The following is a 19,509-nucleotide window of genomic DNA, read 5'->3' as shown; positions in this document are numbered from 1 at the left end:
ATGCGGCTGGCCGATTTCAGAAGGCTGTTGCCGCTGGCGCTGCTGTCGGCCTCGATGTGGTGCGGCGCCGCGCCCCACATCCCGGCCGACGGCAGCCAGGTGGTGGAGCGCCTGCCCAGCCGCGCCGATCCGGTGCAGCGCGAATTGCTGCGCCTGCGGGGTGAGCTGAGCCGGCAGCCGGGCGACCTCGGACTGGCGACCACGCTGGCCCGGCGCTACATCGAGCAGGCGCGCATCGAAGGCGATCCGCGCTATCTCGGTTACGCCGAGGCCGCGCTGGCGCCCTGGTGGAAGGAGAATCAGCCGCCCGAACAGGTGCTGGTCCTGCGTGCGACCCTGCGCCAGAGCACCCACCAGTTCGGGGCGGCGCTGGCCGACCTCGATCTGGCGGTCAAGCGCGACAGCGACAACGTGCAGGCCTGGCTCACCCGCGCCACGGTGCAGATGGTGACCGGCGACCTGGCCGCCGCGCGCGGCAGCTGCATGCGCCTGTACTCGCGCGCGCCGGCGCTGGTGGTGCAGACCTGTTTGTCCAGCGTCGGCAGCATCGCCGGCGACGGCGCCGTCAGCTACCGGCGCCTGCTCGAGCTGCAGGCGCGCCGGCCGCCGGACACGCCTGACATCGGCATCTGGGTCCAGACCCTGCTGGCCGAAATGGCGGCGCGGGCCGGCGACGACGCCGCCGCCGAAGGCCACTTCCGCAAGGCGCTGGGGTTCAAGGCGCCCGACAGCTACCTGCTGGGCGCCTGGGCCGATTTCCTGCTCAACCATGGGCGCGCCGAAGAAGTGGCGCGCCTGCTGAAGGACAAGACCAGGGTCGATGCGCTGCTGCTGCGCTACGCGCTGGCGCTGGCGGCGATGAAATCGCCCGAGGCGGCGGCACAGACCGCGGCCCTGGGCGCCCGTTTCGATGCGGCGCAGCTGCGCGGCGATACCGTGCACCGGCGCGAGCAGGCCCGTTTCGAGCTTGCCCTGCGCGCCGACGCGGCCGCCGCAGTGCGCCTGGCCAAGGCCAACTGGGCGGTGCAGAAGGAGCCGGCCGACCTGCGCATCCTGGCCGACTGCGCGCTCGCCAGCGGCGACCCTGATGCCGCGCGCCTGGTGCGCGACTGGCTGCGCAGCTCGCGCATCGAAGACCGGCGCATCGCCGCCACCGCCGCGCGCCTGCGGGTGCCGGCATGAGCGCCGTGCGTACACTGTTCGCGGCCCTGATCGGGCTCGCTGCGCTCCTGCTGGCGGCGCCGGCCTGGGCCCACAAGCCGAGCGACAGCTACCTGACCCTCGACGTCGAACAGCGGCAGGTCAGGGGACAATGGGATATCGCGCTGCGCGACCTCGACATGGCCATCGGCCTGGATGGCGACGGCAACGGCGAACTGACCTGGAACGAGGTGCAAAGCCGCCAGGACGCGATTGCCGCCTATGCGCTGGCCCGGCTCAAGCTCGCCGGCGCCGGCGCGCCATGTCCGTTGCAGATGAACGCCATGCTGCTCGACGAGCATAGCGACGGCGCCTATGCCGTGCTGCGCTTCACGGGCAGTTGCGCCGCCGAGGTCGCCGCGCTGGATGTCGATTACCGGCTGCTGTTCGACATCGACCCCCAGCACAAGGGCCTGCTCCAGCTGCGCCATGGCGGCCAGACCTCGACCGCGATCTTCGCGCCGGACAGCGCGCAGCAGACGCTGCGCGTGAGCGATGCCTCGGCGCTGCGCCAGTTCGGCGACTACGTCCGGCACGGCATCTGGCATATCTGGATCGGCTTCGACCACATCCTGTTCCTGCTGTCGCTGCTGCTGCCGGCGGTGCTGGTCTACCGCGACGGCCGCTGGCAGGGCCGGGAGACCTTCCGCGCCGCCGCCATCGACGTCCTCAGGATCGTCACGGCCTTCACGCTGGCCCACTCGATCACGCTGACGCTGGCGACCCTGGGCGTGGTGACCCTGCCTTCGCGCCTGGTCGAATCGGCGATCGCCGCCTCGGTCGTGCTGGCGGCCCTGAACAATCTCTGGCCGCTGTTCCACGGACGGCGCGCGACGGTGGCGTTCGCTTTCGGACTGATCCACGGCTTCGGTTTCGCCAGCGTGCTGCTGGATCTCGGCTTGCCCAGGGCCGCGCTGCTGCTGTCGCTGGTCGGCTTCAACGCCGGCGTGGAGATCGGGCAGCTGACGATCGTCCTGCTGTTCCTGCCGCTGGCTTTCCTGGCGCGGAATACGGTGCTGTACCGCCGGGGCATGCTGGGCGCCGGCTCCTCGCTGATCCTGTTGCTGGCCCTGGTGTGGCTGGCGGAACGGGGGCTGGACGTGAAACTGCTGGCGTGATTCGCGCACCCCGGCAGCTCACAGCCGCGTCCAGCTGCCCTTGTACAGCACCGGCCCGGTCGGCGCATCCGGATTCGGCGAGCCGCCCTTCGGTTCCAGGCTGATTGCCAGCAGCATCACGTCCGGACCGATGGCGCGCTGGTCGAGCGCCAGCTCGGCGCTGCGGTTATCAGGCAGGATGCCGAGCGAACGCGGCTTGCCGTCGCGGGCGATCGCCCATAGCTGCAGCGTGCGGTCGTCCGGCACATGCACATCCTGCGCCACACGCACATGCAGGCGCTTGCGCGCCGGGTCGGCGCTCACCACGAGGGCGGTGCGTGCCTGCTCGTCGGCCAGGGCGGCGACCTGCCGCGGCAGCGGGGCTTCGCCGCGTCCGGCCAGCAGCACGGCCAGCACCACCGCGGCAGCGCCGGCGCCCAGCGCCATCCCGGCCCAGGGCCGCGCCGCGCCGAGGCGCCAGAACTGCCACCACGGCGCCGCCGGCGAGAGCTGCAGGCGGCGCTCGATGCCGGTCCAGACGCGCGCCGGCGGCGTGACCGGCTGGCCCATTTCGGCCAGGCCCGCCAGGCGGCCCTGCCAGGTGGCGACGAGGACGCGCAGGTCCGCGTCCCCGCGCAGCCAGGTTTCGAAGCGGCGCCGTGCGGGGCCGCGCAGGGTGCCGAGCGTGTATTCGGCCGCCAGCCTTTCGCGCAGGACCGCGTTGTTCCGGATATTCATGCAGCCCCTCCTTTCGTCAGGCAGTCGCGCAGGCGCTCGAGGCCGCGGCGGATCCAGGTCTTGACCGTCCCCAGCGGCTGGCCGAGCTGGGCGGCGACTTCGGTGTGCGACAAGTCATGCAGGTAGGCCATGCCGATCGCCTGGCGCTGGCGCCCGGCCAGTTTCTCCATGCAGCCGGCCAGCGCAAGCGCGTCCTGTGACAGCTGCACGCGTTCCTGCGGACCGGCGGCGGCATCCTGCAAGGCCTCGACCAGGTCATGGTCGCGCGGCGCCAGCTCGGTTTCCATGCTCGCGTGCATGCGCCGGCGCAGGTCCAGCGCCTTGTTGCGCACGATGGTCGCCATCCAGGTCAGCGGCGCCGACAGGTGCACCTGGTAGCTGGACGCCGCGTGCCAGATCGCCACGAAGGCGTCCTGCAAGGCTTCCTCCGCCAGCTCATCCTTCCTCAGGATGCGCAGGGCAAAGCCGAACAGCCGCGCCGAGCTGGTGTCGTAAAGCGTGCGGAATGCCGCTCTGTCCCCGAGCGCGACTGCGCAAAGGAGGCGGTGCAAGTGCTCGTTTTCGTCGATGTTCCTGCTCACGCTGGCCTTGTCATTGGATTAATGACAGGATTGTAGCGCGGCTCTGCAGGTCTTTATACGTGGCGGATGCGAATTCGGATGCAATTCAGGTCCGGAGCAGGGCCAGCACGGTCTCGATCTTGTACGGCTTGGGCGTGTAGAGATAAGGCCGCTCGCGATTCGCCAGCAGCGAAGGCAGCGTATAGCCCGAGGCCAGCACAATCTTCACCCGCGGGTACATCTCCCGGATCGCATCCGCCATCTGCAAGCCGGTCATGCCGGGCATGACCACATCGGAAAAGACCGCGTCGATGTCCTTGTCATCGGCAAGCATCTGCATGGCCGCGTGACCGGAATAGGCCACCGCCACTTCCAGGCCGTGGGCGCCCAGCAGGGCGGCGGCCATGTCGGCCAGGTCCTGCTCGTCGTCGACCACCAGCACTTTGCGCAGCAGGGCGGGGACTGCCTCGTCGATGCCGGCATCCTCATCGAAACGCCGAGCGGCGCCGGGCGGCTTTCCGTCCTTGCTCGCCCAGCCTGTATTCCAGATGCCTTGCATGTCGTTCCCGCAGTTTTAAATAAAACGCTATTTTAACGAATTTACCAGACATCACGCTTGAATTTGTTGCCATAAAGGATATGGTGTTGCAATTCTGGCAGGTTTGATGTGTTGGCGCCCTTGGGATAAGGTCAATCGTGCGCCCATGGCGTCTTTTGTCGTCCTGGATTACATTGAAAACATTGATGAAGAGGTGGTGCAATGCTGAACCTGTTCAACGATTTCGAACCCAGGCTCCTCCTGCATGCCGGCATACTCGTGCTGGGACTCGCCACCTTCGTCGGCGCCATCCTGGCCAGCCGATGCCCGCGCTGTAACTGGCTCGAGTGGATAGGCGAGCGTCGTGATGCGGACGATACGGAATGACACCCAGGCGCGTTAAAAATTTCCTGGCGTCAAAACTTTTTTGTGCTAAGCTGGTTCCTTGCTTTACGTAAAGTAAGCCGCATTTCCCCGCCTGCCCAGACTCCGCAGGATTAAGCTTTCTTCCTTCATCGCACCTACAGTGCCGCTTAATCCATGACTTCCCCGATCGCCGAGGCGCAAAAGCGCATCCTTCTCATCGACGACAACGTCGATGCCGCCTTCATGATGCAAGCCCTGCTGACGGCCTTCGGCTTCACGGTCGAAACCGCCAATAGCGGCGCGCGAGGCCTCGCCCTGGCGCAGACCTTCCTCCCGCAAGTGATCTTCCTAGATCTGGGCATGCCGGTGATGAGCGGTTACGAAGTGGCGACGGCGCTCAGGAAGCTGCCCGCGCTTGCCGACGTGTTCCTGCTGGCGCTGACCGGCTGGAACGACCAGGAGACGCGCGCGGCCGTGATCGCCGCCGGCTTCGACCGGCACCTGGTGAAGCCACCCGATTTCGCGCAGATCCGGGCACTCCTCGAGCGGCATTTCGAGGCCAGGGCCGTGGTCTGAGGACAGGCCGCGCCTGGCCTGTCGCGGTTGACGCAGCACGCCAGGTGAAATTCTTCGACAGCGAACAACGGGTGATCGCGGACGCGAAGCTGAGCAGCGTCGCTTCTTCAGCGCCCGAGTAAGGACGCATCGTCTTTCGCGGCCTGCGTGCCGGCGGGCCGGCCCAGCGCCTGGCCGATCGCCGCGCTGGCCAGCGCCACTTGGGCCGCATCCTGGCGCAGCATCCGCAGGCGCCGCCGCAGCGGACCCCAGCCGGGCCAGGCCGGGTCCTGGCGCGCCGCTTTATCGAGCGCGCTGTCCACCGCCTGGGGCGCCGCGCCGAGGCTGGCGCGCACCGCGGCAAACCCGTTCCTCAGCATGGCCTCGACCTCGGCGCGCGGCATGTTCTCCGCGTAGCGCCGCAGCAGCAGGCGCAGCGCCGCCATGTGCGCCACCAGCAGGTAGTTCTGCACCGTGAAGCGGTTCAGCTCCCTGGGCGCGCGCCGCTTGTCCGCCGGTTCGTCCAGCATGCGTCCGAGCGCTCCGCTGAGCGTCGCCAGGCTGTCCATGAAGCGCTTGCGGCTGACGCGGTAATGGAAATCGTCGGCGACGGCGCCGAGCAGCAGGGCGGCGCCGTCGTCGACGTATTTGCGGTTGGCCTCGAGCACCTCGTCCACCAGGCGCGGCAGGTCCTGGTACTCCCAGCTCGGCAGCACATAGCTGAAGAAGGTGGCGATCAGGGTGCCGAGCAGCGTGTCCAGCAGGCGCTCGCCGATCGCGCCGGCGCCGTGCGGCACCGTCAGGCCGATCAGCAGCAGCGCCTGCATGCTGGCGGCGATCGCGGTGTAGCGGTACTTCACGTACAGGAAGGTCGGCCCGGCCGCGGTGGCGACGAACAGGAAGCCGAACAGGATCGCCGGCGCGTGGACGAAGCGCAGGATCACGGCGGTCAGCAGGCAGCCGATCAGGGTGCCGACCAGGCGGTCGGCGCGCCGCTGGCGGGTGATGCTGAAGCTGGGCTTGAGCACCACGGCGATGGTCAGGGCGATCCAGTAGCCGTGCGTCTGCCAGGGCAGCCATTCGCTCGAGACCAGGCCCACCGAGATCGCCATCGCCACCCGCAGCGCGTAGCGGAAGGTCGGCGAAGTCCAGCGCAGGTTGGCCAGCAGGATGCCGAGGCTGTAGCGCTGCTGGGTGAGGAAGGGCGTCAGGTCGGCGCCGGCCAGCATCGGCAACGCGCCTTGCGGCGCCTGGCCGGCGGCGTGCAGGCGCGCGATCATCGCGATCGTCTCCCTGATCTTGTTGGAGGTGGCGCGCAGCACGGCCTGGGCCTCCGCCGCTTCGCCTTCGCCGGGAGGCAGGGCGCGCAGGGTCGCGGCGAGCGTGCGCAGCTCCGCGTCGTAATCGACGGTCCGCTGCGAGGGCCGGCCGCGCGTCATCGCATACGCCACCGATTCGATGTCGCGCGCCGCCTTGCCGATCAAGTCGCCCAGCAGCGGCAGGACGCTGGCGCCGGCGAAATGCTGGCGCAGCAGCACGTAATCGGTATGGGTGGCGAGCACCAGTTCGTACAGGTCGAACATGGCGTAATGCACCTGCACCAGCACTTCCTCGTCCTTCGCGGGCCTGCCGCGCAGGATCAGGTCGCGCGAGGCCTGCTGGCGTTCGGCCAGCGTGCTTTGCTGGCGCACCAGCTTCTCCATCTGCGCGGACAGCGGCTGCGCCATGTCGTAGCAGCCCGCCTTGGTGCTGGTATAGGCCGCGAGTTCATACAGGGCCTCGGCCAGCACCTGCTGCTTCAGGCGGCGCTGCAGGATCCACACCACCACCATCGCATACGCCATGTAGCCGGCGCCGCCCAGGAAGAACAGCGCGCCCTGGTGCAGGGCCTGCAGCGGCGTGGCCGCCTCTTCGCTCGACAGCATCATCACGAACAGGGCCACGAACTGCAGCGGCATCGCCTTGCGTCCGTAGACGACCATCATGCTGGCCAGGAAGCTGACCAGGACAATGACGCTACGCAGCAGCCAGGGCACCGGCGAACACAGGCCGACCACCAGCGCCACCAGTGAGCAAAACAGCACACCGGCCAGCATCTCGTTGAACTTGTGGCGCAAGGGACTGGGCAGGTCCATCAGGCTGGTGCACAGCGCGCCGATCGCCACCGCCATGGCGCTGGGCAGGCCGGCGATGAAGTAGGTGAGGTAGGCAAGGCCGACGATGCCGGTGGCGATCCGCAGGCCGGTGTAGAAATAGTGACTGAAGAGGAAGGTGCGGGGGGCGAGGGTGTAGTGCATGGGATCGGATCGCAGCTGTTATCCCGATTATAACGCCGCAGCTGGAGCCCCATGGCGCGCCTGCGCTACGCATGCAAGCTCATGAATTTAAAGCTAAAATAGCGTATTTACCGACCGGGATGATCGTGGGTCACAATATCAAGACCGTCCAGGAAGCCGCCGCGCTCCTGCGGCGCATCTGGCGCCAGGCCGCCGTTTTTTTACTCAGCATCGAGCTGCTGCTGCTCGTACTGGTGGCCTTCCTCACCGTCGGCGGCGTCTGGCTGGCCGCCATGGGCGACCTGCGCTGCCTGCTGGCCTTCGGCGCCGCGAGCGGCTACCTTGCCTTGCGCGCGGCGCTGCATGTGAAGCGCGTGCTGGCCTGGCCCTTTATTTAAGTTCCCTGATCTCGCCATTGAGCGTGCCGAGAAAGGCCGCCAGATCGGCGACCTCCTGTTCCGACAGCGGCATCGGCCGGCGCTCGTTGTGTCCCACCGCCGCACTGGGCGCCCTGGCGGAGTGACGGATCACATCCTCCAGCGTGGCGATCTGGCCGGCATGCATATAAGGCGGGCGCAGGGCCGCATTGCGCAGGCTGGGCGTCTTGAAGGCGCCGAGCATGTGCGGATCGTCCGCTGCGATAAATTCCAGCTCGGCGCAGTCGCGCCGGCGCGCATCGCTGTACGGGCCCAGGCAATTGAATTCGTCCTTCATGACGGTTTCGATGGCTGCCGCGCGGCCGCGGTCGGGATTCGAGCGGTCGCGCGGCGGCACCCCGGTGTTGTGGAAGTGCTGGTCGGTCAGCAGGGGGCCGGCATGGCAGGTGATGCACTGGGCTTTGCCGATGAACAGGCGCAGCCCGCGCTTTTCGCTTGCGGCCAGCATGCCTTCGCCGCCGCCCGGCTGGGCCAGCGTGGCGGCAATATAGCCGTCCAGGCGGGACGGACCGTGCTGCAAGGTCTTTTCATACGCGGCGATCGCCTTGCCCATGTTGGCAAAGGCCCGCGACACTTCGCTGCGCTGTGTTTCGGTCAACCTGGCCCAGGCGGCCTTCTCGGCCGGCGTGCCGAGCGGACTGGCGTTGTCCGCCAGGGCGGCCGCGTCGGGCAGGGCATGGAACACGGCTTCGTACTCCTGCCGGTAATGCCGGGACAGCAGACGGGCGTAGGCGACCCGGTTGCCGCTATGCTCCCTGGCGTCCTCCAGCGGCCCGAGCGCCTGGGACCAGACACTGTCCTTGCGCCCATCCCAGAACTGCCATGGCGAGGCGCTGCCGGCTGCGATCGGCATCGTGCGCCGCAAGCCGGTGGCGATGCCGACGCCCAGCGGACGACCATCCTGGAACTGGCGCCCCGGATCGTGGCAGCTGGCGCAGGAGACCCGCCCGTTGGCGCTGAAGCGCGGGTCGAAGAAGATCTTCTTGCCGAGCGCCGCCGCGGCCGGCGATCCTTCATAGGCGTTGGACGGATCCGGCGCCTGCGCAGCGAGTGCGCCGATGTGCAGGGACTTCAGCAGCGCCAGTTCCGCACCGCTCCAGGCCTCCGCGGCGGCCGGCGCCAGCTCGCGGCCGGTGACGAAGTGGCTGGCCGCCAGCAGCAGGGCCAGCGCGCACAGGGAGCGTGCGGCCGTGTTCATCGCGCCGCCAGGCTGCGCTCCGCCGCGGGCTCGGCGACGACCGTGTTGAAGGTGACCCGGTCCTGCGCCGCACCGGCCTGGATGCGCAGCTTCATTTCCCACCAGCCGGTCATGCTGAACTTGACGCCGTCCAGCCGGTAGCGGCCATTGCCCAGCTCTTCGGTCACGCGAGGCTGCGTCGGGAAGCCGTGTCCATGTTGCGGCATGCCGCCGTCGAAGCCGATCTGCGCGCCGGTGACGGGTTCGCCCCCAGCGGTGGCCACCGAGATCTCCCAGGCGTGGATGCGGTTGAGCGGGACGGTGGCTGGCACCGGATGCATCGACACCACGTATTTTCCTTCCGCGCTCTGGCGGGTCGTGCGGACGTCGAGATCGGCCGGCGGCGAAAACATCGAGCAGCCGTTCAAGGCCATCACGGCGACGCCGCAGGCAAAAAGTCGTACCAAGTTTTTCATTTTGCTTCCTCGGGTGTTGAAATTGGCGGGATAGCTTCCCGGTGCAGCAATTCTCCTGGCTGCCGATGCCCGGAGAGAGACAAGAAGGCCGGGATTTCTGCCAAAATGTGGGCAACGCCACCATCGACCGGTCAAGGGATAAATTGCGATCTACATTTTTTGCAGGCTCGCCGCACCGCATCGTGATCGCCGCATTTCCGACGGCGCAGATGCTGGATGTGACCGGTCCGCTCGACGTCTTCAGTATGGCCAATACGATCGAGCGCGGGCAGGGAAGGCCCGCGCCTTACGAATTCATCCTGGCCGCGCCGGAAGCCGGGCAGGTCGAAACGACCTCCGGCATTGCCTTGCTGGCGACCCGCTCGATCCACGATCCGAGCCTGAGCGCGGATACGCTGCTCGTCGCCGGCGGGCCGGGCGCCCGCGACGCGATCGGGGACGAAAAAATCATCGGCGGCTTGCGCGCACTGTGCGGCAGGTCGGGGCGGGTCGGTTCGATTTGTACCGGTGCATTTCCGCTCGCCGCCACCGGCCTGATGCGCCATCAGCGGGCGACCACGCACTGGGCACATTTCGACGAGTTCGCGCAGGCCTTCCCCGATGTCGAACTGGAGCGCAATGCCCTGTTCGTGGATGCCGGCGCCTGCCATAGCTCGGCGGGCATTTCGGCGGGCATCGATTACGCGCTCGCACTGCTGGAGGCGGGTATCGGCCGCGACCTGGCCATGCGCGTGGCGCGCTCGCTGGTGGTCTTCCTGAAGCGGCCGGGCGGCCAGGCGCAATTCAGCGTCCAGCTGGCGTCGCAGGCGAACGCCGAGAATCCTGACCGTTTCTTCGCCCTGGGCCAGTGGATGTCGGATAACCTGTCGTCAGAGCTGTCGGTAGAGATCCTGGCGGAGCGGATGGCGATGAGCCCGCGGAACTTCGCGCGCCGCTTTGTCGAGACGATGAAAGTCGCGCCCGCAAAATACGTCGAGAGCCTGCGCGTCGACGCTGCGCGGCGCCTGCTGACCGACAGCGAGCTGTCGCTGGCTCGGATCGCCGAGCGCTGCGGATTCGGCTCGGCCGAGACCATGCGCCTCGCGTTCAAGCGCCAGATCGATATCTCGCCCACCGACTTCCGCGAGCGTTTTCGCTCCACAGGCGGGCGCAAGGCCTGAGCGGCCGCGCCGCGAATGGCAGTAATCGACGGCATCCTGTCTGGTATGCCGGGGCATTGCGCCCTACAGTAGCTCCACTTTTGAAAACTGGAGCTGGCCATGAAACGATTTGTTCGCCCCCTGCTGTTTGTCTTGCTGTCCTTGTGCGCTTTGCTGGCCCATGCCGGCGAACCGCCGGGCCAGATCGCGCCCTATGCCGACCGCTTCGGCCGGAGCAGGCCGGTGGTCGCCGTGGTGGGCGAAAACAGCGGCACCGTCTTGTCGGACTTCGTGATTCCCTACGGCGTCCTGTCCCAATCCGGCGTCGCCGAGGTGGTGAGCGTGTCGACCGCCGCCGGCCCGATGACGCTCCCGCCCTTGCGCGTCCAGGCCGACCGCAGCACCGAGGAATTCGACCAGCGCTTTCCCGATGGCGCCGACTACGTGATCGTGCCGGCCATGGAAAAGAACGACGACGCCAGCCTGCTCGCATGGATCTCGGCGCAGGCGAAAAAGGGCGCAACCCTGATCAGCATCTGCAATGGTTCGCTGGTGCTGGCGAACGCCGGGCTGACGCGCGGCCACAGCGCCACCGGGCACTGGAGCACCCACCAGATGCGCGTCAAGAAGTATCCCGAGACGCGCTGGCTGAAGAACGTGCGCTTTGTCGCCGACGGCAAGATCGTCTCGAGCGCAGGGATCACGGCGGCGATGCCGGTCTCGATCGCACTGGTCGCGGCCATCGCCGGCAAGGAACGGGCCGACGAGCTGGCGCAGCGCCTGGGCGTCGCCGACTGGAGCACGCGCCATGACAGCGATGCGTTCGGATTCAGTGTCATGGATGGCGTGACCGCGGCCCGCAACAAGGCGCTGCACGGGAGCGAGCAGGTGGGCGTGCGCGTGGCGCCGGGCGTGGACGAGATCGGGCTTGCGTGGCAGGTCGAGGCCTATGCCGCCACCCTGCGCGGCCACGTCGTCTCGGTGGCCGACGCGGCGGGGCCGGTCAAGACCCGCGGCGGCCTGACGCTGCTGCCGGACCGGGTGGGCGGCATCGAGAAGCTGGACCGGGTGCTGCCGCCGCTGGAAGCGACGCCGCCGGGCAGGATCCTCGACCTGGCCCTGAAGGATATCGGCGCACGCTACGGCGAGCGTACGCTGCGGCTGGTGCTGCTGGAAATCGAATATCCCGAACCGAAGTGATGGCGGCCGGCGCTCAGGCCGCGGCCGGGGCGTCCACCAGGAGGCGCGGATCGAGCGCCCGCATGCGCGGCTCGACATAGTAGCCGCCGGCTTCCACATACTTCAGGCAGCAGCGTCCGCACACGCCGCACTGGAGGACGCTGCAGCGGTTGTACGGATAATGCCGCCAGGCGATCGGCGCCTCGGCCGACCAGTAATTCGTTCCGGCCGGATGGACTTCCTCGTAGCTCGCTTCGATGTAGGGATCGTCGACCAGGGTGCCGAGCATGCGCATCTGCTGCTCGGGGAAGCTGGCGGGGATGCGCGTCCACTCGCGGCAGGTGTCGATGGCGCAGCCGCAGGCGCGGGTGACCGCCGCCGATGCTGCCGCCAATTGCATCAATTCGTCGAATGTCAGTTTGTGATCGGTGCTCATGCTGCAAGTATGCCATGCCGGCGCTTTCCGTTTGCGCCACCGCATGGACGGCTTCGGCCGCGCGCGTACCATTCTCTTCGGCGAGGTAGCAAAGAGGTTATGCAGCGGCTTGCAAAGCCGCGTAGACAGGTTCGATTCCTGTCCTCGCCTGAAACGGATTCCCGATCAGCCCACCGCCGCGTGGGCTTTTCTTTTTCTCCTTCCACTTGCGCGTTGACATCGGTAACACCTCTGCTATAGTTCTCGACACAAATTTGGCAACGTTTCCAATTGCCGATTCATAAAGGAGATGAACACCATGGCTCTCGCCAACCGGCTGCGGCTGCGCAGCGCCTTCCCCATCCTGCTGCTCGCGGCGTTCAGCGCATGGCCGGCCGCCGCCGCACCGGAGAAAGGCGAGGGCCCGACGGTCCAGGCCTGGCTCACCACCGGCGACCAGACCAGGCTGCTCTCCCGCGAAGCCGACGCCAGCTTCAGCAGCGCGATGGTCAAGATGGCCGCCGGCACGCCGGTGATCGAGGTCGATCCCGGCACCAGTTACCAGCAGATCGCCGGCTTCGGCGCGGCCATCACCGACGCCTCGGCCTGGCTGATCCAGCAAAAGATGCAGCCGGCTCAGCGCGAAGCCCTGATGCGCGAGCTGTTCGGCCGGGGACAAGGAAAAAATCCGGGCATCGGCCTGTCCTTCACCCGCCTGACCATCGGCGCCTCCGACTTCTCGCGTACCCACTACAGCTTCGACGACATGCCGGCGGGGGAGAAGGACCCGCAGCTCCGGCACTTCTCGATCGCCGCCCAGCGCGACACCGTGCTGCCGGCGGTGAAGGCGGCGCTGAAGATCAATCCGCAGCTGAAGGTGATGGCCTCGCCTTGGAGCGCGCCGGGCTGGATGAAGAGCAGCGACAGCCTGGTCAAGGGCTCGCTGAAGCCCGAAGCCTACGACGCCTTCGCGCGCTACCTGAACCGCTACGTCGATGCGATGAAGGCGGAGGGCGTCGCCATCTCGGCGCTGACGCTGCAGAACGAGCCGCATTTCGAACCCGGCGACTATCCCGGCATGCGTGTCGACCCGGCCAGGCGCGCCGCTTTCATCGGCGGCCATCTCGGCCCGCTGCTGGCGCGCGCCAACCCCGGCACCGCGATCTTCGACTGGGACCACAACTGGGACGAGCCGGATTCGCCGGCCACCGTGCTGGCCGACCCGCAGGCGGCAAAGTACGTGAGCGGCGTCGCCTGGCACTGCTACGCCGGCAAGTCGGAGGTGCAAGCGACCGTGCATGACAAATTCCCGGCCAAGGACACCTGGTTCACCGAGTGCTCGGGCGGGCGCTGGTCGCCGGACTGGGCCAAGAACCTGCAGTACTTCACGAAGACCCTCGTGATCGACACCACCCGCGGCTGGGCGCGCGGCGTCCTGTTCTGGAACCTGGCGCTGGACGAGAAGGACGGCCCGCACCTGGGCGGCTGCAAGGACTGCCGCGGCGTCGTCACCATCGATTCGAAGACGGGGACCGTCACCCGCAACGTCGAGTATTACGCGCTGGCCCACGCCAGCCGCTTCGTGCTGCCGGGGGCGCGCCGCATCGCCTCCAGCGAAGCGTCGGAGGGTGTGGCCAATGTCGCCTTCCGCAATCCGGACGGCGGCGTCGTGCTGCTGCTGGCGAACGGCGAGGCCGCCGCGCGCACGGTCGCGGTCAAGGTGGGCAAGGCCTCCTTCCGCTACACGCTGCCGGGGTCCAGCGTGGCCACGCTGCTCTGGAAATAAGTGTGTGAAGGGTGCGTCAGCTGTTGCGCACACGCACCTTCACTATTGACATTGAAATTCGAGCAAGCTGATAATGTCAACACAGCATTTGGCAACGTTTCCAATCCCGGGCGGCAGGGGACTGGACAGGGAGGCCAGCTGCGATGAAGGCTGACTACCGAGCCGAACCGATTAGCGGAAACGGGTGCCCTCTGAATTGGCAACGTTTCCATTTTTAAGATCTTGGTTTGGCAACGTTTCCATACTCGCACCATAAAAACATTCAGGAGACAGAAACATGGCTCACCCAAGCACCCGCCGCGCCCATCCCTTGTCCGTCACCCCGATCGCCGCCGCCTGCGCCGCGCTGCTGTGGGGTGGCGGCGCCATGGCCCAGGACAGCACCCAGGACGGCGCGCCCTCGCAGGTGGTCGTCACCGGCATCCGCGGCAGTATCGAGAGCTCGATCGCCATCAAGAAGGATGCCGACAACATCGTCGAGGCCATCACCGCGGAAGACATCGGCAAGCTGCCGGACACCTCGATCGCCGAATCGATCGCGCGCCTGCCTGGCCTCACCGCGCAGCGCGTGGCCGGCCGCGCCCAGGTGATCTCGCTGCGCGGCCTGGCGCCGGACTTCGGCGTGACCCTGTTGAACGGCCGCGAGCAGACGTCCACCAGCAACGACCGCAGCGCCGAGTTCGACCAGTACCCGTCCGAGCTGCTCGGCGGCGTGACCGTGTACAAGACCCCGGATGCGGCGATGACGGCGGCCGGCCTGTCCGGCACCATCGACCTGCGCGCCGTGCGCCCGCTGGACCGCCGCGGCCGCACCATCGCCGTCAACCTGCGCGGTGAGCACAACGGTAACGGCAAGCTGAATAACGGCTGGTCGGACAACGGCGGCCGCGCCTCGATCTCCTACATCGACCAGTTCATGAACAACACCCTGGGCATCGCGGTCGGCTATGCCCACCTGGATTCGCCGGGCCAGCAGAAGGAATACAAGTCCTGGTGGTGGGGCGACCAGAACAAGCTGCCGCCGGGGAACGAGGACGTGGTCGGCCTGAAGGGCGCCGAAGTCACGGCCACCTCGCGCAAGCAGGTGCGCGACGGCCTGATGGCGGTGATCGACTACAAGCCGAACCGCGATGTGCGCTCGGTGCTCGACCTGTACTACTCGCAGTTCGACCAGAAGGAAATCATGCGCGGCATGATGTGGAACTCGCACCAGTGGAGCGACGTCACCTACAGCAACCCGCAGATCCAGACCATCGGCGGCACCCGCCTGCTGACCGGCGGCGCGCTGGTCAACCTCGAACCCATCGTCCGCAACGACTACAACAGCCGCAAGGACAACCTGTTCGCCGCGGGCTTCAACAACAACGTGAAGCTGGCCAAGCGCTGGACCCTGGACAGCGACCTGTCCTATTCCTCGGCCAAGCGCAAGGAAACCACCTCCGAGACCTATGCCGGCCTGGGTCCGGCCGGCTCGCACGTGACCGACAATAACTTCCAGTTCCAGATCCCGGTGGGCGCCGGCCTGCCGCGCTTCACCCCGAGCGTGGATTTCACGAATCCCGCCATCATCCGCCTGACCGACGTCGGCGGCTGGGGCCACGACGCCACCATGCACCATCCGATCGTCGAGGACACGCTGGGCGCCGCCAAGCTGAGCGCGAAGCACGAAATGGACGGCTTCTTCCGCGACGTCCAGGCCGGCCTGAGCTACTCGCAGCGCGAGAAGTCGCACGAGGACGTGTCGCAGCTGTACGCGCTGAAGAACAACCGCGCGATCACGACCGTGGGTTCCGACATCATCCAGCCGACCACCTCGCTGGCCTGGGCCGGCATCCCGGGCGTGCTGACTTTCGATCCGATCGCCGCCATCGACCGTTACTACGACAAGATGCCGGTCGATACCGACGTCGCCCAGCAGGACTGGAGCGTCACCGAGAAGCAGACCCTCGGCTACCTCCGCCTCGGCATCGACACCGCGCTCGGCAAGGTGCCGGTGCGCGGCAATGCCGGCGTCCAGTACGTCCACGTCAACCAGCAGGCCGAGGGCAAGGCGGTCAACAACGGCGTGATCACGGACATTCGCGGCGGTTCTTCCTACAACGACGTCCTGCCCAGCCTGAACCTGAACTTCGACCTCGGCAACTACGTCGGCGACACCTACCTGCGCTTCGGCGCGGCCAAGACCGTGGCCCGTCCGCGCATGTCCGACATGCGCGCCGGCATCCAGGCGGGCGTGGACCAGACCACCCGCATGTGGAGCGGCAGCGGCGGCAATCCGAAGCTGGAGCCGTGGCGCGCCAACTCCTACGACCTCTCGCTGGAGCACTACATCAGCAAGGGCAGTTACGTGTCGGCGGCTTACTTCTTCAAGGACCTGAAGAGCTATATCTACAACCAGCAGCGCGAGTTCGACTACACCGGCTTCCCGAATTCGAGCGCGGTGGTCCCGCTGCAAAGCATCGGCACCATCAACCAGCCGGCCAACGGGCAGGGCGGCTTCGTGCGCGGCATCGAGCTGACCGCGTCGATGCAGCTGAACATGCTGTGGAACCGCCTGGATGGTTTCGGCCTGCAGGCCAGCGCCTCCGGCACCGACAGCTCGATCCACCCGAACGGTCCGGGGACCAGGGAAAAGCTGCCCGGCCTGTCCGGCGTGGTGGCGAACCTGACCGCCTTCTATGAAAAGAACGGCTTCTCGGCGCGTATCTCGGAACGCTACCGCTCCGCCTTCCGCGGCGAGGTCACCGGCCTGTTCGCCCAGCGCGCCTTCAGCGAGATCCGCGCCGAGCGCCAGATCGACGTCCAGATCGGCTACGAGTTCCAGGAAGGCCGCTTCAAGAACCTGGGCCTGCTGCTGCAGGCGAACAACCTGCACAACCAGCCTTACCAGACCATGCAGGGCGACCCGTTCAGCAGCGGCGCCTACGCGCCGGAGCGCTACACGACCTACGGCCGCCAGATCCTGCTGGGCCTGAACTACAAGCTGTAAGCGGCGCGACAAGGAGAAGACATTGACGACCAAACGATTTGCGATGCGGCTGCTGTGCGCCGCCCTGATGACGGCCGCGGGCGGCACGGCGCTGGCCGCCAACAGCCAGTGGCAGGTCTACACCACGGCCCAGGGCGCGGGCGAGCGCTTCGTGCCGCAGGCCCTGGGCGCGGCGCGCCCGGCCACGCAGCCGATGGAGACCGAGATTGCGGTGTTCGTGGATACCCGGCGCAGCTTCCAGGAAGTGTTCGGCTTCGGCGGCGCCGTCACCGACGCCACCGCCGAGACCTATGCCAAGCTGACCCCGGCGCAGCAGAAGGCCTTCCTGGCCGCCTACTTCGATCCGAAGCAGGGCCTGGGCTACAGCGTCCTGCGCACCACCATCCACAGCTCGGACTTCAGCAGCGGCAGCTACACCTATGTGAAGGACGGCGACCGTGCGCTGGCCTCCTTCAGCATCGCCCACGACATGAAGTACCGCGTGCCGCTGATGCGCCAGGCGCTGGCGGCGGGCGGCGGCTACGGCACCCGGATGCGCGTGTTCGCCTCGCCCTGGAGCGCCCCAAGCTGGATGAAGTCGAACGGCAGCATGGTCGGCGGCGGCACCCTGCTGCCGGAATACCGCGACACCTGGGCCCAGTACATCGTCAAGTTCGTCAAGGCCTATGAAAAGGCCGGCATCCCACTGTGGGGCCTGTCGATCCAGAACGAGCCGATGGCCAAGCAGAAGTGGGAGTCGATGATCTACACCGCCGAGGACGAGACCCGCTTCCTCGGCGACCACCTCGGCCCCGCGCTGAGCGCCGCCGGCCTGCAGGACAAGAAGGTGATCGTCTGGGACCACAACCGCGACCTGCTGCCGCAGCGCGCCGCCCACATCCTGGCGGACAAGAAGGCGCGCCCGTATATCTGGGGCGTCGGCTACCACTGGTACGAGACATGGGCCAAGGGTGAGCCCATGCACCGCAACCTGGCCGCCGTGCATGAGGCATACCCTGACGTGCCTTTCCTGTTGACCGAGTCGTCGATCGAGCACTTCGACCCCACGCAGATGCAGTCCTGGGCCAATGGCGAGCGTTACGGCAGCGAGATCCTGGCCGACCTGAATGCCGGCTCCAGCGGCTGGGTCGACTGGAACATGCTGCTCGACAGCCGCGGCGGTCCCAACCACGTCGGCAACTACTGCTTCGCGCTGCTGCATGCGAGCGACGACGGCCAGCTGATTTATACGCCGAGCTACGCCTACATGGGCCACTTCACCCGCTACATCCGGCCGAAGGCGCGCCGCGTGAGCGCCGCCACCAGCCGCAGCACGCTGGATGCGACCGCCTTCCGCAACCTAGATGGCAGCCTGGCGGTGGTGGTGATGAACAAGACCGCGCAGCCGCAGCACTACCGCCTGGTCGTCGACGGCCAGGAAGTCGCGGTCGACATCCCGGCCCACGCGATCCAGACCGCGGTCCGCTAAAGGCCTGCTAAAGCTGCTGCGCCCGGCCCCGGCTTGCAGTATGCTTGGGCCGGGGAGGGGAAACTCAGTGTCGACTATCAAGGACGTAGCGCGCCTGGCCGGCGTCGGCCTGGGCACCGCGTCGCGCGTGGTGCGCGGCAAGGGCTCGGTGTCGCCGGCGAAGCTGGAGCGCGTGCGCAAGGCCATCGCCACGCTGGGCTACCGTCCCTCGCACGCGGCGCGTTCGCTCCTCTACGGCAGCAGCCGCATGATCGGGGTCTACATCCCGCTGATGTCCGGCACCTTCTACACGGCGATGCTGCAGATCGTGGACGCCGAACTGCGCGGCGCCGGCCTGCACATGATGGTCGCCTTCGGTATCGGGCGCGAAGGCGCGCGCCGGCAGGCGATCGACGGCGTCGGCTTCCTGTTCGAGCGCGGCTGCGACGGCGTGATCGTGCTCACCAGCCCCCTGCTGGAAGAAGACCTGGAGGCCCTCGGCCCCAGGCGCGGCAAGCTGGTCCTGCTGAATCACAGCTTCGACAGCATCCCCGGACAATGCTTCACGGTCGACCACCGCCTGGGCGGCCGGCTGGCGGCGCGCGCGCTGCTGGACCATGCGCACCGCGAGATCGCCGTGATCGGCGGGCCCGCGGACGTGGCCGACAATATCGACCGCATCGCCGGCTTCATGCAGGAGCTCGAGGCGGGCGGCATCGACACCGCCGGCCTGTGGATGGCGGAGTGCGACTTTTCCTCGGACGGCGGCTGGTCGGCGGCACAGGCGCTGCTGGCTTCGGGCCGGCCGTTCACCGCGGTGTTCTGCGCCAACGACGAGATGGCGCTGGGCGCGCTGGCCTGCTTCCACGAAGCCGGCATCCGCGTGCCGCGGGACGTGTCCGTGATCGGCTACGACGACGTGCCCAGCGCCGCCTACTCGGCGCCGCGCCTGAGCTCCGTCCACATCCCCTGGCGCGAGATGACCCGCAGCGGGGTCGCGGCGCTGCTCAATCTTTGCTATGGCTACGAGCGGCCGCTGACGCGGACTTTTCCGGTGAGCGTGAGTTTGAGGGCGTCGCTCGCGCGGCCGGCCCGGGGATAGGAAACCGTCGTCCGCGCCCGGCTGCCTTGCAC

The 19,509-nt window shown here is 67.5% G+C and carries 18 protein-coding genes and 1 tRNA gene; 12 read left to right on the top strand and 7 right to left on the bottom strand.

Annotated elements, in window-relative coordinates; translation table 11 throughout:
* Both ACFPO9_RS11175 and ACFPO9_RS11170 read left to right on the top strand, forming a co-directional pair.
* On the top strand, nt 1–1,182 hold the full coding sequence (locus ACFPO9_RS11175) for a tetratricopeptide repeat protein (protein ID WP_379770606.1): 1,182 nt from the start codon (nt 1–3) through the stop codon (nt 1,180–1,182).
* A gap of 14 nt (nt 1,183–1,196) precedes the next feature.
* Complete coding sequence (locus tag ACFPO9_RS11170; RefSeq protein WP_379771020.1) at nt 1,197–2,318, top strand: HupE/UreJ family protein; 1,122 nt, start codon at nt 1,197–1,199, stop codon at nt 2,316–2,318.
* Nucleotides 2,319–2,336: 18 nt separating this feature from the next.
* Here the strand turns inward: ACFPO9_RS11170 and ACFPO9_RS11165 are convergent, their stop codons facing one another.
* The 3 genes from ACFPO9_RS11165 to ACFPO9_RS11155 all read right to left on the bottom strand — a co-directional run bounded on the left by ACFPO9_RS11165 (nt 2,337) and on the right by ACFPO9_RS11155 (nt 4,154).
* Complete coding sequence (locus ACFPO9_RS11165; protein ID WP_379770604.1) at nt 2,337–3,035, bottom strand: anti-sigma factor; 699 nt, start codon at nt 3,033–3,035, stop codon at nt 2,337–2,339.
* Nucleotides 3,032–3,616: a sigma-70 family RNA polymerase sigma factor gene (locus ACFPO9_RS11160; protein ID WP_379770601.1), complete on the bottom strand. Its 585-nt coding sequence runs from the start codon at nt 3,614–3,616 to the stop codon at nt 3,032–3,034. The genes ACFPO9_RS11165 and ACFPO9_RS11160 overlap by 4 nt, the downstream gene beginning before the upstream one ends.
* An 85-nt stretch (nt 3,617–3,701) precedes the next feature.
* A complete protein-coding gene (locus ACFPO9_RS11155; RefSeq protein ID WP_379770599.1) occupies nt 3,702–4,154 on the bottom strand; it encodes a response regulator in 453 nt (150 codons plus the stop codon).
* A 201-nt stretch (nt 4,155–4,355) separates the two neighbouring features.
* Between ACFPO9_RS11155 and ACFPO9_RS11150 the strand changes: the two genes are divergently transcribed.
* Complete coding sequence (locus ACFPO9_RS11150) at nt 4,356–4,520, top strand: hypothetical protein (RefSeq protein ID WP_230021207.1); 165 nt, start codon at nt 4,356–4,358, stop codon at nt 4,518–4,520.
* A gap of 153 nt (nt 4,521–4,673) precedes the next feature.
* On the top strand, nt 4,674–5,075 hold the full coding sequence (locus ACFPO9_RS11145; RefSeq protein ID WP_379770596.1) for a response regulator: 402 nt from the start codon (nt 4,674–4,676) through the stop codon (nt 5,073–5,075).
* 107 nt (nt 5,076–5,182) lie between these two features.
* Here the strand turns inward: ACFPO9_RS11145 and ACFPO9_RS11140 are convergent, their stop codons facing one another.
* On the bottom strand, nt 5,183–7,351 hold the full coding sequence (locus ACFPO9_RS11140; protein ID WP_379770594.1) for an FUSC family protein: 2,169 nt from the start codon (nt 7,349–7,351) through the stop codon (nt 5,183–5,185).
* 125 nt (nt 7,352–7,476) lie between these two features.
* On the opposite strand from ACFPO9_RS11140, the gene ACFPO9_RS11135 reads away from it, so the two are divergent.
* A complete protein-coding gene (locus tag ACFPO9_RS11135; protein ID WP_379770592.1) occupies nt 7,477–7,728 on the top strand; it encodes a hypothetical protein in 252 nt (83 codons plus the stop codon).
* On the opposite strand, the gene ACFPO9_RS11130 is transcribed toward ACFPO9_RS11135, so the two are convergent.
* Both ACFPO9_RS11130 and ACFPO9_RS11125 read right to left on the bottom strand, forming a co-directional pair.
* Nucleotides 7,721–8,965: a cytochrome-c peroxidase gene (locus tag ACFPO9_RS11130; RefSeq protein ID WP_379770590.1), complete on the bottom strand. Its 1,245-nt coding sequence runs from the start codon at nt 8,963–8,965 to the stop codon at nt 7,721–7,723. The two genes, ACFPO9_RS11135 and ACFPO9_RS11130, sit on opposite strands and share 8 nt — an antisense overlap.
* Complete coding sequence (locus ACFPO9_RS11125; protein WP_379770588.1) at nt 8,962–9,420, bottom strand: FixH family protein; 459 nt, start codon at nt 9,418–9,420, stop codon at nt 8,962–8,964. The genes ACFPO9_RS11130 and ACFPO9_RS11125 overlap by 4 nt, the downstream gene beginning before the upstream one ends.
* 41 nt (nt 9,421–9,461) lie before the next feature.
* Between ACFPO9_RS11125 and ACFPO9_RS11120 the strand changes: the two genes are divergently transcribed.
* Together ACFPO9_RS11120 and ACFPO9_RS11115 are read left to right on the top strand one after the other, a co-directional pair.
* On the top strand, nt 9,462–10,580 hold the full coding sequence (locus tag ACFPO9_RS11120; protein ID WP_379770586.1) for a GlxA family transcriptional regulator: 1,119 nt from the start codon (nt 9,462–9,464) through the stop codon (nt 10,578–10,580).
* Nucleotides 10,581–10,679: 99 nt separating this feature from the next.
* On the top strand, nt 10,680–11,759 hold the full coding sequence (locus ACFPO9_RS11115; protein ID WP_379770584.1) for a DJ-1/PfpI family protein: 1,080 nt from the start codon (nt 10,680–10,682) through the stop codon (nt 11,757–11,759).
* Between the two features lie 13 nt (nt 11,760–11,772).
* Here ACFPO9_RS11115 and ACFPO9_RS11110 read toward each other — a convergent pair whose 3' ends face one another.
* Nucleotides 11,773–12,174 carry a hypothetical protein gene (locus ACFPO9_RS11110; protein ID WP_379770582.1) on the bottom strand — a complete coding sequence of 134 codons (402 nt, stop codon included), beginning with the start codon at nt 12,172–12,174 and terminating at the stop codon, nt 11,773–11,775.
* Nucleotides 12,175–12,253: 79 nt separating this feature from the next.
* Between ACFPO9_RS11110 and ACFPO9_RS11105 the strand changes: the two genes are divergently transcribed.
* From ACFPO9_RS11105 to ACFPO9_RS11085, 5 genes are all read left to right on the top strand, one after another.
* Nucleotides 12,254–12,324, top strand: a tRNA-Cys gene (locus ACFPO9_RS11105).
* 148 nt (nt 12,325–12,472) lie between these two features.
* Entirely contained in the window at nt 12,473–13,939 is a 1,467-nt protein-coding gene (locus ACFPO9_RS11100) for a glycoside hydrolase family 30 protein (RefSeq protein ID WP_379770579.1), read from the top strand.
* Between the two features lie 277 nt (nt 13,940–14,216).
* Nucleotides 14,217–16,928, top strand: a complete 2,712-nt coding sequence (locus ACFPO9_RS11095) for a TonB-dependent receptor (RefSeq protein ID WP_379770577.1) — start codon at nt 14,217–14,219, stop codon at nt 16,926–16,928.
* A 22-nt stretch (nt 16,929–16,950) separates the two neighbouring features.
* On the top strand, nt 16,951–18,396 hold the full coding sequence (locus tag ACFPO9_RS11090; RefSeq protein ID WP_379770575.1) for a glycoside hydrolase family 30 protein: 1,446 nt from the start codon (nt 16,951–16,953) through the stop codon (nt 18,394–18,396).
* Between the two features lie 67 nt (nt 18,397–18,463).
* Nucleotides 18,464–19,477: a LacI family DNA-binding transcriptional regulator gene (locus ACFPO9_RS11085; protein WP_379770572.1), complete on the top strand. Its 1,014-nt coding sequence runs from the start codon at nt 18,464–18,466 to the stop codon at nt 19,475–19,477.
* Nucleotides 19,478–19,509: the final 32 nt, after the last annotated feature.

This window comes from Massilia aerilata (genome assembly GCF_042656905.1).
GTDB classification, from domain to species: domain Bacteria; phylum Pseudomonadota; class Gammaproteobacteria; order Burkholderiales; family Burkholderiaceae_D; genus Telluria; species Telluria aerilata.
The sequence above is the reverse complement of the archived record's forward strand: the minus strand, read 5'-3'. Positions and strand labels throughout refer to the sequence as shown.